This window comes from Myroides sp. 1354, assembly GCF_030324495.1.
GTDB lineage: Bacteria > Bacteroidota > Bacteroidia > Flavobacteriales > Flavobacteriaceae > Flavobacterium.
This window is the reverse complement of sequence record NZ_JACAGN010000013.1, coordinates 105898-120870: the sequence shown is the minus strand read 5'-3', so window position 1 is coordinate 120870 and position 14973 is coordinate 105898. Positions and strand designations below refer to the sequence as shown.

Annotated in this window: 16 protein-coding genes and 3 tRNA genes; 15 read left to right on the top strand and 4 right to left on the bottom strand. The window is 34.8% G+C overall.

What is annotated here, in order from left to right:
* Window positions 1–444: 444 nt before the first annotated feature.
* The 4 genes from HX004_RS13405 to HX004_RS13390 all read left to right on the top strand — a co-directional run bounded on the left by HX004_RS13405 (window position 445) and on the right by HX004_RS13390 (window position 4609).
* Window positions 445–918, top strand: coding sequence for an Lrp/AsnC family transcriptional regulator (locus HX004_RS13405; protein ID WP_286443094.1), 474 nt, complete (start codon window positions 445–447; stop codon window positions 916–918).
* Window positions 919–920: 2 nt separating this feature from the next.
* On the top strand, window positions 921–1946 hold the full coding sequence (locus HX004_RS13400; protein WP_286443093.1) for an EamA family transporter: 1026 nt from the start codon (window positions 921–923) through the stop codon (window positions 1944–1946).
* A gap of 265 nt (window positions 1947–2211) precedes the next feature.
* On the top strand, window positions 2212–3966 hold the full coding sequence (rpsA, locus tag HX004_RS13395; RefSeq protein WP_060875613.1) for a 30S ribosomal protein S1: 1755 nt from the start codon (window positions 2212–2214) through the stop codon (window positions 3964–3966).
* 127 nt (window positions 3967–4093) lie between these two features.
* Window positions 4094–4609 (top strand): GNAT family N-acetyltransferase, encoded by a 516-nt coding sequence (locus HX004_RS13390; protein ID WP_286443092.1) that lies wholly within the window; start codon window positions 4094–4096, stop codon window positions 4607–4609.
* Between the two features lie 45 nt (window positions 4610–4654).
* Here the strand turns inward: HX004_RS13390 and pepT are convergent, their stop codons facing one another.
* Entirely contained in the window at window positions 4655–5893 is a 1239-nt protein-coding gene (gene pepT / locus HX004_RS13385; protein WP_286443091.1) for a peptidase T, read from the bottom strand.
* 202 nt (window positions 5894–6095) lie between these two features.
* Between pepT and HX004_RS13380 the strand changes: the two genes are divergently transcribed.
* From HX004_RS13380 to HX004_RS13370, 3 genes are read left to right on the top strand one after another with little or no spacing between them, the layout of a single operon-like run.
* Entirely contained in the window at window positions 6096–6911 is an 816-nt protein-coding gene (locus HX004_RS13380) for an alpha/beta hydrolase (RefSeq protein WP_286443090.1), read from the top strand.
* Between the two features lie 9 nt (window positions 6912–6920).
* Entirely contained in the window at window positions 6921–7484 is a 564-nt protein-coding gene (locus HX004_RS13375; protein WP_286443089.1) for a pseudouridine synthase, read from the top strand.
* A gap of 11 nt (window positions 7485–7495) precedes the next feature.
* Window positions 7496–8497 carry a cation diffusion facilitator family transporter gene (locus HX004_RS13370; protein ID WP_286443088.1) on the top strand — a complete coding sequence of 334 codons (1002 nt, stop codon included), beginning with the start codon at window positions 7496–7498 and terminating at the stop codon, window positions 8495–8497.
* Here HX004_RS13370 and HX004_RS13365 read toward each other — a convergent pair.
* A complete protein-coding gene (locus HX004_RS13365) occupies window positions 8481–9254 on the bottom strand; it encodes an ABC transporter ATP-binding protein (RefSeq protein WP_286443087.1) in 774 nt (257 codons plus the stop codon). The two genes, HX004_RS13370 and HX004_RS13365, sit on opposite strands and share 17 nt — an antisense overlap.
* A 168-nt stretch (window positions 9255–9422) precedes the next feature.
* On the opposite strand from HX004_RS13365, the gene HX004_RS13360 reads away from it, so the two are divergent.
* Window positions 9423–10274, top strand: coding sequence for a transketolase (locus HX004_RS13360; RefSeq protein WP_286443086.1), 852 nt, complete (start codon window positions 9423–9425; stop codon window positions 10272–10274).
* A 21-nt stretch (window positions 10275–10295) separates the two neighbouring features.
* Window positions 10296–11258: a transketolase family protein gene (locus tag HX004_RS13355; RefSeq protein ID WP_286443085.1), complete on the top strand. Its 963-nt coding sequence runs from the start codon at window positions 10296–10298 to the stop codon at window positions 11256–11258.
* Between the two features lie 124 nt (window positions 11259–11382).
* On the opposite strand, the gene HX004_RS13350 is transcribed toward HX004_RS13355, so the two are convergent.
* Entirely contained in the window at window positions 11383–12474 is a 1092-nt protein-coding gene (locus HX004_RS13350; protein WP_286443084.1) for a hypothetical protein, read from the bottom strand.
* Window positions 12475–12556: 82 nt separating this feature from the next.
* Between HX004_RS13350 and HX004_RS13345 the strand changes: the two genes are divergently transcribed.
* The 3 genes from HX004_RS13345 to HX004_RS13335 are packed head-to-tail and all read left to right on the top strand — an operon-like array spanning window position 12557 to window position 14011.
* Window positions 12557–12946: an RNA-binding S4 domain-containing protein gene (locus HX004_RS13345; RefSeq protein ID WP_286443083.1), complete on the top strand. Its 390-nt coding sequence runs from the start codon at window positions 12557–12559 to the stop codon at window positions 12944–12946.
* Window positions 12927–13535: a methyltransferase domain-containing protein gene (locus HX004_RS13340; protein WP_286443082.1), complete on the top strand. Its 609-nt coding sequence runs from the start codon at window positions 12927–12929 to the stop codon at window positions 13533–13535. The genes HX004_RS13345 and HX004_RS13340 overlap by 20 nt, the downstream gene beginning before the upstream one ends.
* Window positions 13514–14011 carry a phosphoribosyltransferase family protein gene (locus HX004_RS13335; protein WP_286443081.1) on the top strand — a complete coding sequence of 166 codons (498 nt, stop codon included), beginning with the start codon at window positions 13514–13516 and terminating at the stop codon, window positions 14009–14011. Before HX004_RS13340 ends, HX004_RS13335 begins: the two co-directional genes overlap by 22 nt.
* On the opposite strand, the gene HX004_RS13330 is transcribed toward HX004_RS13335, so the two are convergent.
* Window positions 14008–14529 carry a shikimate kinase gene (locus HX004_RS13330; RefSeq protein ID WP_286443079.1) on the bottom strand — a complete coding sequence of 174 codons (522 nt, stop codon included), beginning with the start codon at window positions 14527–14529 and terminating at the stop codon, window positions 14008–14010. The genes HX004_RS13335 and HX004_RS13330 overlap by 4 nt on opposite strands.
* 138 nt (window positions 14530–14667) lie before the next feature.
* On the opposite strand from HX004_RS13330, the gene HX004_RS13325 reads away from it, so the two are divergent.
* The 3 genes from HX004_RS13325 (at window position 14668) to HX004_RS13315 (ending at window position 14971) form a co-directional block, all read left to right on the top strand.
* A tRNA-Lys gene (locus tag HX004_RS13325) sits at window positions 14668–14740 on the top strand.
* Between the two features lie 35 nt (window positions 14741–14775).
* Window positions 14776–14848: transfer RNA gene (locus tag HX004_RS13320), tRNA-Lys, on the top strand.
* A gap of 50 nt (window positions 14849–14898) precedes the next feature.
* Window positions 14899–14971 (top strand) — tRNA-Lys (locus tag HX004_RS13315).
* The last annotated feature ends 2 nt before the right edge of the window (window positions 14972–14973 follow it).

Sequence of the window (14973 nt, the reverse complement as noted above, 5' to 3'; positions counted from 1 at the left end):
TGTAACATAAAGGTTTTAGTTACCGTATTAAATTGTTTAAGGTTCGTATTTTCTACTTGATTAAACCAATAGGAAAGATTGTCGATTAAAAGCAGTCATTTTTATTGTTTAGAGAATATTCATACGACAAACAACAAACGACCAACGACGACCAACAAACAACATACAACAAACAACAAACCTCTCACCACCTTTACTTATTTTAATTATTCGCTTTAGATTTCTGTTTTACGGGTTTATTTTATTGTTTAAACTGTATTGTTTGTTTATAATTATCAATATGATTTTTTTTGGTTCTTTTTTTTGAGAATACTTTAATCTTTTGTTTTTGCGCAGAATTTTTTTGTTTGCAAATATTTAACTACCGAATATTATTCATTAAACATTAAATATTTCCGTATATTATTCTTTTGTGTTATCTTTGCACTGTAAAACTAGAAAACGATGGAATATAAGTTAGATGAAATTGATTTGAAGATTTTGCGTATGATGCAAGATAATGCTCGAATCAATAATTCTGAGTTAGCTCGTGAGCTTGGAATGGCTCCTTCAGCAGTGTTAGAACGCGTGAAGAAACTAGAGCATAAAGACGCAATTGTAGCGTATCATGCTAGAGTGAATCCCAATGCGATTAATCAAAAGATGTTGTCTTTTATCTTTATTAAGGTAGATGAAATTATCGGAGATGAAAACACAGGAAAAGCCTTAGCTCAGATTCCGGAAGTGTTAGAAGTACACGATATCGCCGGTGACGATGGTTATATCGTTAAAGTGAGAACATCCGATTCGATTGCCCTTGTGAATTTAATGCGTAATTCGCTGTCTAAAATTGACGGAATTATATCAACAAGAACAATCATTGTATTACAAACAGTAAAAGAAGATAATAAATTAATAATTCCAGACACATTAGAATAGTTATGAAAGCAATAGCTACAAATCAAACGAATAATAAAGTAGTATTAGGTGCCTATTTAGTAGTGTACTTCGTATGGGGATCTACTTTCTTTTTCATTCATAAAGCATTGAGTGATTTTACACCCTTTGTTTTAGGATCTTTGCGTTTTTTTGCGGCCAGCATGATTTTATTAACTTATTGTAAAATGCGTGGCTATAAGATTTTTAATAAGCAAGTAGTAAAGCAAGCTTGTATTACGGGGTTTTTATTACTCTTTATAGATATGGGAGCCTTGATATGGGCAGAACAACATGTATCAAGTGGTATTGCAGCTATTATGGCAGCAGCAGCAGCTTTATGGTTTATTATCTTAGATAGACCTCAATGGAAACACAATTTTTCAAGTTTGCCTATCGTTTTAGGATTAATTCTTGGGTTTGTTGGAGTGATTATGTTGTTTGCTGAGCAAATTACCATTGCAGGAGATGAGAGCCAGCGTTTATTGAATATTTTCTGTATGGTGTTGTTGATTTTGGGATCAATCGCTTGGACCGTAGGATCATTATATTCTAAATATTCAAAATCAAAAAACGAAGATAAAGGTGAGGATTTACACGTGATGGTAAAAACATCATGGCAAATGATTACAGCAGGTATTTTATTTACTGTTGTGGCTTTGTTGAACGGTGAATATGCACAGTTTGATATCTATGAAATTTCGGCTTCGGGTTGGTTTTCTTTAGCTTATTTAATCACTTTTGGATCAATCTTGGCTTTTGGATCATACATCTGGTTAATTCAAAATAGACCTGTAACAGAAGTGAGTACCTATGCGTACGTTAATCCTGTAGTAGCAGTAGCTTTGAGTTACTTCTTTACAGATGATATTATTACAAGTCTTCAAATCGGAGGTTTGGTTGTTGTTCTATTGAGTGTTGGTTTAATGAACTGGGATCTTTATAAGAATAGTAAATTCTTGAAAAAGGTTTTCTCAAAGAAACGTTCATTAGATAGACAAGACAATGAACAACTGCATATGAGTAATTAATTCTTTTTTCATTATTATAAAATTGATTGAAGCTAACGGAATCTTTCGTTAGCTTTTTTTGTCTAATACTTTCATGTAGAGTTCCTTGATTTTAAAATTTGTAGAAATATTTTTTTTACAATTAAAAAATGTTGTACTTTTGCACAGCTTTTAGATCAGCGCTGTTTCACTAAAAGTCAAAGAGTTATAAATGTAAAACCACTTCTGTTCTTTATTGCTGAATAACGAAACTAGATAATACAGAATACAAATTTATTATCAGCACATGTCTGAAAACATTAAAACACAGGAAGAATTTTTAAAAGATTTTAATTGGGATAACTATGAAAATGGTATCGATGCAGTTGATGCAGCTCAATTAAAAGAATTTGAAAGCTTAGTAGACAAAACTTTTATTTCTACAGACGACGAGGAAGTAGTTGAGGGAGTTGTAGTGAGAATTACTGACAGAGACGCTATTGTAGATATCAATGCTAAGTCTGAAGGTGTTATTTCATTAAACGAATTCCGTTACAATCCAAACTTAAAAGTAGGAGACAAAGTTGAAGTATTAATCGACGTTAGAGAAGATAAATATGGTCAATTAGTATTATCTCACAGAAAAGCTCGTACAATCAAAGCTTGGGATAGAGTTATCGCTGCTCATGAGTCAGGAGAAATCGTTAATGGTTTCGTGAAATGCAGAACTAAAGGTGGTATGATCGTTGACGTATTCGGAATCGAAGCATTCTTACCAGGTTCTCAAATCGATGTTAAGCCTATCCGTGATTACGATCAATACGTAAACAAAACAATGGAATTCAAAGTAGTTAAAATTAACCACGAATTCAAAAACGTTGTTGTATCTCACAAAGCGCTTATCGAAGCAGATATCGAAGTACAGAAAAAAGAAATTATCGGTCAATTACAAAAAGGTCAAGTGTTAGAAGGTGTTGTTAAAAACATTACTTCTTACGGAGTATTCATTGACTTAGGAGGTGTTGACGGATTAATCCATATTACAGATTTATCTTGGTCAAGAATCAACCACCCAAGCGAGGTGTTAGAGTTAGATCAAAAATTAAATGTTGTAATTTTAGATTTCGACGACGAGAAAACAAGAATCCAATTAGGTTTAAAACAACTTTACGCTCACCCTTGGGATGCTTTAGATGCTAACTTAAACGTTGGTGATAAAGTAAAAGGTAAAGTAGTTGTTTTAGCTGATTACGGAGCTTTCATCGAAGTTGCAGAAGGTGTTGAAGGTTTAATCCACGTTTCTGAAATGTCTTGGTCTACTCACTTAAGATCAGCTCAAGATTTCGTAAAAGTTGGAGACGAAGTAGAGGCAGTTATCTTAACTCTTGATAGAGAAGAAAGAAAAATGTCTTTAGGTATCAAACAATTATCACAAGATCCTTGGACTGATATCACTGCTAAATATCCTGTAGGATCTAAGCATTCAGGTATCGTTCGTAACTTTACTAACTTCGGTGTATTCGTAGAATTAGAAGAAGGAATTGATGGATTAATTTACATCTCTGACTTATCTTGGACTAAGAAAATCAAACACCCATCTGAGTTTGTAAACGTAGGTGATAAATTAGATGTTGTTGTATTAGAGTTAGACGTTGAAGGACGTAAATTATCTTTAGGACACAAACAAACAACAGCTAACCCTTGGGATAAATACGAAGATGCTTATGCAGTAGGTACTATCCACAATGGTGAGATTTCTGAATTAGTTGACAAAGGAGCTACAGTAGTATTCGAAGAAGACGTAGTAGCTTTCATCCCAACTCGTCACTTAGAAAAAGAAGACGGTAAGAAATTGAAAAAAGGTGATTCTGCTGAATTCAAAATTATTGAGTTCAATAAAGAATTCAAAAGAGTAGTAGCTTCTCACACTTCAATTTTCCGTGAAGAAGAGGAGAAAAATGTAAAATCTGCTGAAACTACAGTAAATGCTACAGAAAAAACTACTTTAGGAGATATCGATGCTCTTGCTGAATTAAAAGAAAGAATGGAAAAAGGAAACTAATCCTTTGTATCTATACAATCTTGAAAAGCCCCAACACTTTGTTGGGGCTTTTTTTATTGGATTATGGTGCTCATTTCACCCTTGAAGTTTATCTTTGAAACTTATAGGTAACTAGAAAAAATGAATTATGATTGAACTAAAGCCTTTAAGTAAGGAAGATGTTATTCCTTTTTATTCTTGGTTAAATGACGATGATGTGATTAAATATTCGATGAGTTTGTTTCAGCGTTTAAACTCTCCAGAACAAATAGAGCATTGGTTTTCTAGTTTGTTTGAAGAAAAGAATACGTACAACATTGGAATATATTTAAAGAATACACAACAACTGATTGGTTATGCCGGAATTAGTGGTATTTCTACTTTAAACAAGAGTGGAGAATATTTTATTTTTATCGGAGATAAAAATCAATGGGGAAAAGGAATAGGAACAATTGTAACTCAAAAGGTTATTGCGTATGGTTTTGAGGTACTAAATCTCAATCGCATTATGTTGACGGTATCACAACCTAATATAGGCGGTGTTAAGGCATATGAACGCGCAGGTTTTAAAATAGAAGGAGTATTAAGAGAAGCTTGTTATCGAGAGGCAGCTTTTCACGATAAGATTGTCATGTCGATCTTACAATCAGAATATGAGAAATAAAAAAAGCGAGCTATTAAAGCTCGCTTTTTTGTGCTATAGGGTATTTTATTTTTTAGCAGTTAATTCCGCAATCTTAACGATTACCTCTGTCGCTTTTACCATGCTTTCTACAGGAACGTATTCGTATTTTCCGTGGAAGTTGTGTCCACCTGCGAAAATATTCGGACATGGTAATCCCATATACGATAATTGAGATCCATCTGTTCCACCGCGAATCGCTTTGATTAAAGGTTTAATTCCCAAATCTTTCATCGCTTGTTCCGCTGTATCTACAATATGCATAACAGGTTCAACTTTTTGTTTCATATTGAAGTATTGATCTCCAATTTCACAAGAAACAATCGGTCCACCGAATTTTTTGTTGTGTTTTTTGTTGAATTTCTTCGCTAACTTTTCGATGAATACTTTGCGTTGCTCGTATTTTTTTAAGTTGTGATCGCGAATGATTAATTCTACTACAGATTCCTCAATACTTCCGCTTACAGTATGTACGTGGAAGAATCCTTCATAACCTGTTGTTTTTTGAGGGACTTCATCTTTCGGTAGTTTGTTGATGAATTTATTTGCCAATAAAATAGAGTTAATCATTTTTCCTTTAGCGTATCCTGGGTGTACACTTTTTCCAGAAAAAGTCAATTTCGCATATCCTGCGTTGAAGTTTTCGTATTCTAACTCTCCAATTTGACTTCCATCCATCGTATAAGCCCATTCAGCACCGAATTTTTTCACATCAAATAAATGTGCACCACGTCCAATTTCCTCGTCTGGTGTAAATCCAACTCTGATTTTTCCGTGTTTGATTTCAGGATGTTGTACTAAGTACTCCATAGCAGATACAATCTCTGTAATCCCAGCTTTGTCGTCTGCTCCTAATAAAGTTGTTCCGTCAGTAGTGATTAAGGTTTGACCTTTATATTGTAATAGATCTTTAAAGTAGGAAGGTGATAAAACAATGTTTAACTCTTTGTTTAAAACAATATCTCCACCATCGTAGTTTGATACAATTTGCGGTTTTACGTTTGCACCAGAAAAATCAGGTGATGTATCAAAGTGAGCAATGAAACCAATAGTAGGTACTTCGTGCTCTACATTGCTTGGCAAAGTAGCCATCACATATGCGTTTTCATCTATTGTTACGTCTTCTAGACCAATTTGTTTTAGTTCCTCAACTAATTTGTTTGCTAAATCCCATTGCTTTTCAGTACTTGGACAAGTTTGAGAAGAAGGATCAGACTCAGTATCAACAGTCACATAACTGATGAAACGATCAATAATATGTTGCATAGTATTAAATTTTATATCTAACAAAAGTATGAATTAATTAAATGATAGCCTTATAATGTCTTGGCTTTTTATTCTGCACTATTCAGATTGGAAGTTAAAAAAAAATTAGAATATCATTAGGAAGTCTTTTTTTTGAAAGCCGCTAATTATTTGAAAGGAAGTAATGTTGTATCTTTGATTTTTATTTAAAATATCGCTACAAATGAAGCATTTACTTTGTTTATTTACTTTGTTGATTGTGAATCTAGTAGGGGCTGTTAATCCTGTAAAAGAATATGCAGATCACCCTGCAAATTCCAATTTTAAATACGAAGAAGTTCGCATTAAGACGGATGATGGATATACCTTGAATTCCTGGATATTGTATGCAAATGAGGAAAAAAAGCACAATAGAACTTTGATATTGGCGTATGGTGATGCTGGAAATATGTCGTATTGGTTAAGACAAGCAATCGAAGTGGTGAATCAAGGCTACGATGTTGTGTTATTTGACTATCGAGGATTTGGTGAAAGTGATGATTTTACGATGCTAGAAGATCAGTTGTATTACGATGAATTTGCAACGGATTTACAAGCTGTTGTTGCTTATACGAAAACAAAATTTCATACCAAAATTGGTGTTTGGGCTTTATCTATCGGAACGATTGCTGCAGTTTTAACCAGTGAAAAGGAATCCTATGATTATTTAATTGCGGATGGATTTATGGTTAGCCCAAAAGTGATTAAAACGAGATTAGATGATTTTTTACAAAAAGAAACAAAGTTGCCAGAACAAGCTCGAGATTATGATCAGGCACTTACGCGTTTGTCTATTCCTGTTTTATTTTTTGCAGGAGATCGCGATGGTTTGACAACGGTACACGATAGCAATCGCGTGAAACCTTTAAATCCTAAAAGCCAAGTGGTAATCTACAAAGGAGGTCATTTGCAAGGTTTTCAAGCCATGACAAATACCTATCACGGACAAGGATATATTGAAGCGATGAATTCTTTTTACGATAAAACTTTTGAAAAGTAATATAAAATAATGGTACACAGACATTTTCTCCTTTATAAACCTCATGGGTATATTAGTCAATTTATTTATGAGAAAAAGAGAACTAAAAAGAAATTAGGAGAACTTTTCGATTTCCCAGAAGGGACAATGGCGATTGGACGTTTAGATGAAAATTCGGAAGGATTGTTATTGTTGACTACCGATGGAATGATGAGTGAACGCGTGCGCGGAGAAAAATATGAAAAGGAATATTATGCCCAAGTTGATGGTCAAATTACAGAAGAAGCTATCGCAATCTTGAGAGAAGGAGTCGAGATTGGCGTAAAAGGAGAAAAGTATTTTACAAAAGAATGTGAAGTAGAAGCTTTGTGCCAAGTACCCGATTGGATTGGAGTGGGAAGGCGAATACGCGATGAAAGACATGGGCCAACGAGTTGGGTGAGAATTGTATTGACAGAAGGAAAGTTTAGACAGGTTCGAAAAATGACAGCCAGTGTAGGATTTCCAACCTTGAGACTCGTACGTGTTCGAATAGGAGATATTCGCTTGGAAGGTTTACAGGTAGGAGAAGTGAAAGAAGTAACAAGATTATAAATACAAATTGTATGAGTAGTAAAGCCAATGAGAATTACCAATTTCAAAAAATAGTAGCAATAGTCGGAGTACTTCTGTTTATTATTAAACTAGTTGCCTGGTATATGACTCGATCTGTAGCCATTTTTACAGATGCTTTGGAAAGTGTTGTCAATGTAATTAGTGGTTTTATCGGATTGTATAGTCTCTATCTTTCAGCACAACCTCGAGATCGAAATCACCCTTATGGACATGGAAAAGTAGAATTTATTTCTGCGACTATTGAAGGGGGATTGATTATCATGGCGGGGATTGCAATTATATTTGAAGGTGTTCGCAATATTATAAATCCACAACCTATTGGGCAGTTGGATTACGGAATTTTCTTAGTTGCTGTAACAGCTGTAGTAAATTATATTCTAGGATGGTATGCTATTAAAAAAGGAAAAACGAATAAATCTTTAGCTTTAGTGGCTAGCGGAAAACACTTGCAATCCGATACGTATTCAACCATAGGAATTATTTTGGGCTTATTGCTGTTGTATTTTACGAATTTACATTGGTTGGATAGTGCCGTAGCTTTGATTTTTGCTCTTATTATTATTGTAACGGGATATAAAATTGTTCGCGGTGCTGTTTCGGGAATTATGGATGAAACAGATGAAGCCTTATTGGAAGAAGTGGTGGAATATTTAGAGAAAAACAGAAAAGAGAACTGGATTGATTTGCATAATATGCGTATCATAAAATACGGAAGTGTTTTGCATTTTGATTGCCATATGACTGTTCCTTGGTATTTTACAATTGTAGAAGGACACAAAGAAGTCGAATTACTAGAAAAGGAAATCAGCGAGCATTTTGGGGAAGATTTAGAGCTGTTTGTTCACATGGATGATTGTAAAACATTCTCTTGTAGTATATGTAGTAAGCAAGAATGTCCATTTAGAAAAGAACCTTTTGTTCAACAGATTACCTGGACCATAGAAAACGTCTCAAAAAATAAACGACATACCCGTACTACAGGGCAAGAGTAAAGCGCTTCGTTTGTCGGTCAAATAGGAGTATATCATCTTGAAAAAAATGATCAAAAACACCATTGGAAATTAAGTTTTCAATGGTGTTTTGCATATGTCCATTTGCTTGAAGTACAAGAGCTTCATCGGCAAATTGTAAGGCTAATTCAATGTCGTGGCTAGAAAAGAGAATGGTTTTGTTTTCTTTTTCTGTGAGGTTTTTCAGTAATTGATATAATTTAACTTTGTGATTTAAATCCAAATGACTCGCTGGCTCATCTAAGATAATCAAAGGTGTGTTTTGTACTAAAGCTCTAGCAATGAAAACGCGTTGTAATTGACCATCACTTAAATGGGTTATAGGTCGTTGTATAAAAGGTGCAATAGACGTAAGGTCAATGGCCTTCTCAATCCAATATTGATCTTCTGTTGTGTGCGTGGACTTCCAATCCATAAAGGGGGTTCTCCCTATTTGCAATACTTCTAGCACACTTAAATTGGAATAGGGAATCGGATCCGTTAATACTACACTAATTTCTTTTGCTCGTTCTTGTGTACTATAGGACATCAAATCCCTTTCGTTTAGTGTAATCGTTCCTCTTAACGGTGGAATTTGACCCGTTAAAGTTCGAATCAATGTGGATTTTCCAATTCCATTGATGCCGAGTAAAGTAGTTAATGTTTGAGGCTTAATTTGAAGATTGATATCTTGTTGAATCAAGTTTGTCTGCTTTTTTCCTTGTTGATAACCAATCGTTAAGTCCTTCGTTTGTAGCATGATATTCGAGTTAAAAGGGCGAATACAAACTTACTACAAACTTTTTTATCAGCAGAAGATTACCTTGCTAAAAAGATAGACTTCTGCGGTAGATTCATTTGATTATAATATAGAGTACAGTAAATAAGTTTTATATTTGTTGCGTAATAAATTTAGATTGTCGAAATAATGAAACCGAACACACAACAACTAACGGAGTTAACTACACAAGTAAGAAGAGATATTCTTAGAATGGTACATGCAGTGAATTCTGGGCATCCAGGAGGTTCATTAGGGTGTGCTGAATACCTAGTGTCTTTGTATCAAGCGATCATGGACCGCAAAGAAACATTTTCAATGGATGGAGCAGGAGAAGATCTTTTCTTTTTATCGAACGGACATATTTCTCCTGTATTTTATAGTGTATTAGCCCGTAGTGGATATTTTCCAGTAGCAGAATTAGCTACGTTCAGAAAGTTAAACACTAGATTGCAAGGGCATCCTTGTACACATGATAAATTACCAGGTGTACGCATGGCTTCAGGATCTTTAGGACAAGGGTTGTCTGTAGGAATCGGAGCAGCTCAAGCAAAAAAATTAAATAAAGACGAACATTTGGTTTACGTACTTTTAGGAGATGGTGAGCTTCAAGAAGGTCAAAATTGGGAAGCAATGATGTATGCTTCTGCGAATAAAGTAGATAACTTAATTGCAACAGTTGATTTAAACGGTAAACAAATCGACGGACCAACAGAAGATGTGTTGAATTTAGGATCGATGAAAGCTAAATTTGAAGCATTTGATTGGACGGTAATCGAAATCAAAGAAGGAAATTCAATAGAGGCTATCCTACAAGGGTACGAACAAGCAAAGGCTTTAACGAAACAAGGAAAACCGGTTTGTGTATTATTATATACAGAGATGGGGAATGGGGTAGACTTTATGATGGGAACCCATGCTTGGCACGGAAAAGCTCCTAACGATGCACAGTTAGAAGAAGCTTTAAAACAAAATCCAGAAACTTCATTTGGAGATTATTAATCGATTGACTTTAGAATTATCATGAAAAAATATACAAATACAGGAAGTAAAGATACGCGTTCAGGTTTTGGAGCTGGACTTACAGAATTAGGACAAAAAAACGAAAACGTAGTAGCCTTATGTGCAGACTTAATCGGATCGTTAAAAATGGATGATTTTAAAAAGAATCACCCAGAGCGTTTCTTTCAGGTGGGGATTGCCGAAGCAAACATGATTGGAATTGCAGCTGGAATGACAATTGGTGGAAAAATTCCTTTTACAGGAACTTTTGCTAACTTCTCAACAGGACGTGTGTATGATCAAATCCGTCAATCGGTAGCGTATTCAGAGAAAAACGTGAAAATTTGTGCTTCACATGCGGGATTAACATTAGGTGAGGATGGAGCGACACACCAAATCTTGGAAGATATCGGGTTGATGAAAATGTTGCCAGGAATGACTGTAATCAATACATGTGATTACAATCAAACTAAAGCAGCTACGTTGGCTATCGCTGAATACGATGGACCTGTTTATTTGCGTTTTGGTCGTCCGGTAGTGCCTAACTTTATGCCTGAAAATGAAAAGTTTGAAATCGGAAAAGCAGTTCTTTTACAAGAAGGAAAAGATGTGACGATTGTAGCAACAGGACATTTAGTATGGGAAGCTTTATTGGCTGCAGAAACGTTAGAAGCAAAAGGGATTTCGGCTGAAGTAATCAATATTCACACGATTAAACCGTTAGATGAAGAAGCTATTTTGCGTTCTGTGGCTAAGACAGGGTGTATTGTAACTGCAGAAGAACACAATTTCTTAGGAGGTTTAGGAGAGAGTGTTGCTCGTGTTTTAGCTTTAAATAATCCTTTACCACAAGAATTTGTTGCTGTACAAGATACTTTTGGTGAATCAGGTACTCCAGATGAATTAATGGAGAAATATGGTCTAAAATCGACTAATATTGTGGAAAAAGCTGAAGCGGTAATCAATAGAAAATTTAAGCGATAATCAGTTTCGATTGAAATAAAAAAAAGAGATGTTTTTACATCTCTTTTTTTGTCTCTTATCTAGTGAAGAAAACAAAAAAAAGCAGTTGATTTTCAACTGCTTTCTTGTATTTGGATAAATTAAATTATTTACTAGGCCAAACCCATTCACCATCTACCATAAAAGGTTTACAAGCACCATCTAGGTAACGAGGCGTATCTGAACAAGTTTTTAATTCAGGAGCATCATAACTGTAATGCTTTATTTTGCCATTAGCGTCTTTGTACTGTAATTCTATTCGGGTAGGGACTCCATCTCCATCATCGTCAACATCCAAGAAATTTGGAACTCCATCTTTGTTGGTGTCTAATTCAAAATAATCATGTACAGTTAATACCGTGCCGATTTTTTCTGGTTTTACTTCGTATTTAGAAGGGATTCCATCTAGATCGTGATCTCTTTCAAATGCAGTAATCAGGGTTAAATCAGCAATATAAGGTTGGTATGCTTTTAAGGTAGAATAACCAGAATTAAATTGACCTAATCCAGCAGGAATAAAAGCAATAATACGCCCTGCAGTAGTATCGTCAAATGAAGGAGTACCATCAGGGTTAATACCAGCATCTAAAGCTGTTTTAATAAAACTCAACATTTGGCGTTCCCCTGTGTACATACGAAGTGGAGCAGCTGTGGTTCCTCTTAATTCAGTAATAGTTTGAGGAAATGAATAAAAACCTCCTGTAGAAGGATGATTTAATGAAATTACTCTTTCATTTTTTAGGGTGAAATTATTTCGTTTTACGTAAATAGAGTCAATAGGAGCACTTTTCTTTCCTTCTCCCTCGTTTAGTACAAGGTAATACATTTTATATTTTACTGTATCCGCAGATTTAGCGTATTTGAAAATAGTTTTGGTGCGATCATAAGGATCAGTCAATGAAAAGGCTGCATAATCATCATTGTTAACAAGGATAGATTTCAAACGACTATCTTCAAAAATAGTAGGTTGATTTTTGTAATCCGCACTTGTTATACTATCAAAAGAAATAACACCATTGCGTTCAATCATGTAGTTGTTTTTCAAATACTTCTCGATTGCAGTAATGTTTTCCGTATAAACCTCTTTGGAATCTCTTAGTGGAACAATAATCCCTCCTCCTGAATCATCACTTTTATTACAGTTCGATACGGTAAAAGCAATCGTTAAGATACCTAAAATAGAAAATAGTCTATTCATTATTTTTGAGTTATTTTAGTAGTGCAAGATACAATTTTACTTTATTTTTGTCTTGGTTATTAAAGAATTTTAATATTTAATTATGCGTATTGACAAGTACTTGTGGTGTGTACGGTATTATAAAACTAGAAATATAGCAACTGAAGCTTGTAAAAAGGGACATATTACAGTAAATGGACAGACTGTGAAACCTTCAAGAGAAGTTTTTCCTACGGATAAAATTACGTTGAGAAGGGATCAAATTGTTTATAAATTAACCGTATTAGATGTGCCTGCTAATAGAGTAGGGGCTAAATTAGTGGATATTTATCGCAAAGACGAAACACCAGCAGAGGCTTTTGAACATTTGGATTTGTTGCGTCAGACTAAAGAATACTATAGAGCAAAAGGAACGGGAAGACCTACGAAAAAAGATCGTAGAGATATCGATGGGTATTTAGATCACGAGGATTATGACGAAGATGATGAATAAAACCTATTGGGAAGATCGTTACCGCAATAAAGAGGATTTTTGGAATGCAAAGTCTATAACAACACCAATTCAAGCCTATATTGACCAATTGACAGATAAATCAATCCAGATTTTAGTACCAGGAGTAGGACATGGACATGAGTTAGTGTACTTGCACAACCAAGGATTTACTCGAAGTATAGGATTGGATTTTACTACGTTGGCTTTTGAGCAAACAATCCAAGCTGAACCTAATCTTTCAAAAGACGACGTTGTTGTGGAAGATTTTTTTAAGCATCAGGGTACTTATGATTTGATTGTAGAACAAACTTTTTTTTGTTCCCTTCCAGTGGAGCAAAGGAAAGATTATGTACAGAAAATGCACGAATTACTGCAACCAGAAGGGAAATTGGTAGGTTTGTTGTTTGATACAGTATTTGACAAGCAAACACCACCTTATGGAGGAAGTAAAGAGGAATATCTAGCTTTATTTGAACCTTATTTTACCATAGAGGTGATGGAGAGAGCATTCAATTCCATTAAACCGAGACAAGATCGAGAATTGTTTATTATATTAAAGAAAAAGACATGGCACAAAAAATCATTTTAAATAAAGAGCAAATTGGATTCAAAACAAAGCGTATCGCTTATCAGATTTATGAAACTTTTTCGGAAGAAGAAGAGATTGTCATTGCAGGTGTAGCAAATAGTGGTTATACTTTTGCTCAAAAAATTGCCAAAGTATTAGGTGAAATTGCAACCATCAACGTGAAGTTGTGTGAAGTAGAAATCGATAAAGCCAATCCGATTAATCCTATTCGCACCTCTTTGACACCAGAGGAATACACAGGTAAAGCTATTATTTTGGTGGATGATGTATTGAATTCAGGGGCAACGTTAATTTACGGTGTAAAACACTTTTTAAATGTACCCATTAAGAAAATGAAGACGGCAGTTCTAATTGATAGAAACCACAAGACCTATCCTATTAAAGCGGATTACAAAGGATTGTCTTTATCTACCTCTTTGTTGGAACACATTCAAGTTGTTTTTACAGATGAGGATGAATATGCTTATTTAAGTTAGTTTGAAAGAAGAGCGGTTATCTCTTTTACGATTTGATCAATCGATTTATCATCAACGGGAACGATATGTTTGGCTTGATAGTAAAAATAGCTACGATCAAATAAGTGTTTCGCAATAAAAGTTTCAAGAGTATCTTCTGTGTTGGTTTGCAACATCGGTCGATGCTCTTTTTCTTTTTCTAGGCGCTGAGTAAGAGTTTGGATTGATGCTTTTAAATAAAAGGATTCTACACCTTCTTGTTGTAAAATGAGGTGATTGTTTGCATAACAAGGCGTTCCTCCACCTAAACTAATGATAGCGCGGTCTTTTTGCTCTAAAAGTTGATGTAAGAGTTGGTGTTCAATCTTTCGAAAGTATACTTCTCCCTTTTCAGCAAAAATAGCAGTAATTTTTTGTTGGTGCTGTTTTTCGATTTCATGGTCTAAATCGTAGTAGGGAAGTTGTAGTTCTTGCGCTAATTGTTGAGCAATTGTAGATTTTCCTGCGCCCATATAACCTAAAATTATTATTTTTTCCATAAAATAAGGGGTTGTAAAATAGTGAGTTATGCAATAATAGCCCATTTATAAGGGATGTTGCTGACAAAAATAAAACAAAAACATGATGTTTTTTAAAAAAAACGTTCTATATTTGCACCCGCAATCAGGAATTGATTAGACTCGATAGCTCAGTTGGTAGAGCACAACACTTTTAATGTTGGGGTCCTGGGTTCGAGCCCCAGTCGGGTCACAAATTCTAATACAATACAATTCTAAGATTGCAATGACTCGATAGCTCAGTTGGTAGAGCACAACACTTTTAATGTTGGGGTCCTGGGTTCGAGCCCCAGTCGGGTCACAAAAAAAAAATACTTTTATAAAATACAAAGCAATTCTTTGAATTGCAATGACTCGATAGCTCAGTTGGTAGAGCACAACACTTTTAATGTTGGGGTCCTGGGTTCGAGCCCCAGTCGGGTCACA

What these genes read in the sequence shown, in the direction of transcription:
- HX004_RS13405 (WP_286443094.1), top strand. Translation starts at nt 445, where the DNA reads ATGGAATATAAGTTAGATGAAATTGATTTGAAGATTTTGCGTATGATG.
- HX004_RS13400 (WP_286443093.1), top strand. Translation starts at nt 921, where the DNA reads ATGAAAGCAATAGCTACAAATCAAACGAATAATAAAGTAGTATTAGGT.
- rpsA (WP_060875613.1), top strand. Translation starts at nt 2,212, where the DNA reads ATGTCTGAAAACATTAAAACACAGGAAGAATTTTTAAAAGATTTTAAT.
- HX004_RS13390 (WP_286443092.1), top strand. Translation starts at nt 4,094, where the DNA reads ATGATTGAACTAAAGCCTTTAAGTAAGGAAGATGTTATTCCTTTTTAT.
- pepT (WP_286443091.1), bottom strand. Translation starts at nt 5,893, where the DNA reads ATGCAACATATTATTGATCGTTTCATCAGTTATGTGACTGTTGATACT.
- HX004_RS13380 (WP_286443090.1), top strand. Translation starts at nt 6,096, where the DNA reads ATGAAGCATTTACTTTGTTTATTTACTTTGTTGATTGTGAATCTAGTA.
- HX004_RS13375 (WP_286443089.1), top strand. Translation starts at nt 6,921, where the DNA reads ATGGTACACAGACATTTTCTCCTTTATAAACCTCATGGGTATATTAGT.
- HX004_RS13370 (WP_286443088.1), top strand. Translation starts at nt 7,496, where the DNA reads ATGAGTAGTAAAGCCAATGAGAATTACCAATTTCAAAAAATAGTAGCA.
- HX004_RS13365 (WP_286443087.1), bottom strand. Translation starts at nt 9,254, where the DNA reads ATGCTACAAACGAAGGACTTAACGATTGGTTATCAACAAGGAAAAAAG.
- HX004_RS13360 (WP_286443086.1), top strand. Translation starts at nt 9,423, where the DNA reads ATGAAACCGAACACACAACAACTAACGGAGTTAACTACACAAGTAAGA.
- HX004_RS13355 (WP_286443085.1), top strand. Translation starts at nt 10,296, where the DNA reads ATGAAAAAATATACAAATACAGGAAGTAAAGATACGCGTTCAGGTTTT.
- HX004_RS13350 (WP_286443084.1), bottom strand. Translation starts at nt 12,474, where the DNA reads ATGAATAGACTATTTTCTATTTTAGGTATCTTAACGATTGCTTTTACC.
- HX004_RS13345 (WP_286443083.1), top strand. Translation starts at nt 12,557, where the DNA reads ATGCGTATTGACAAGTACTTGTGGTGTGTACGGTATTATAAAACTAGA.
- HX004_RS13340 (WP_286443082.1), top strand. Translation starts at nt 12,927, where the DNA reads ATGACGAAGATGATGAATAAAACCTATTGGGAAGATCGTTACCGCAAT.
- HX004_RS13335 (WP_286443081.1), top strand. Translation starts at nt 13,514, where the DNA reads ATGGCACAAAAAATCATTTTAAATAAAGAGCAAATTGGATTCAAAACA.
- HX004_RS13330 (WP_286443079.1), bottom strand. Translation starts at nt 14,529, where the DNA reads ATGGAAAAAATAATAATTTTAGGTTATATGGGCGCAGGAAAATCTACA.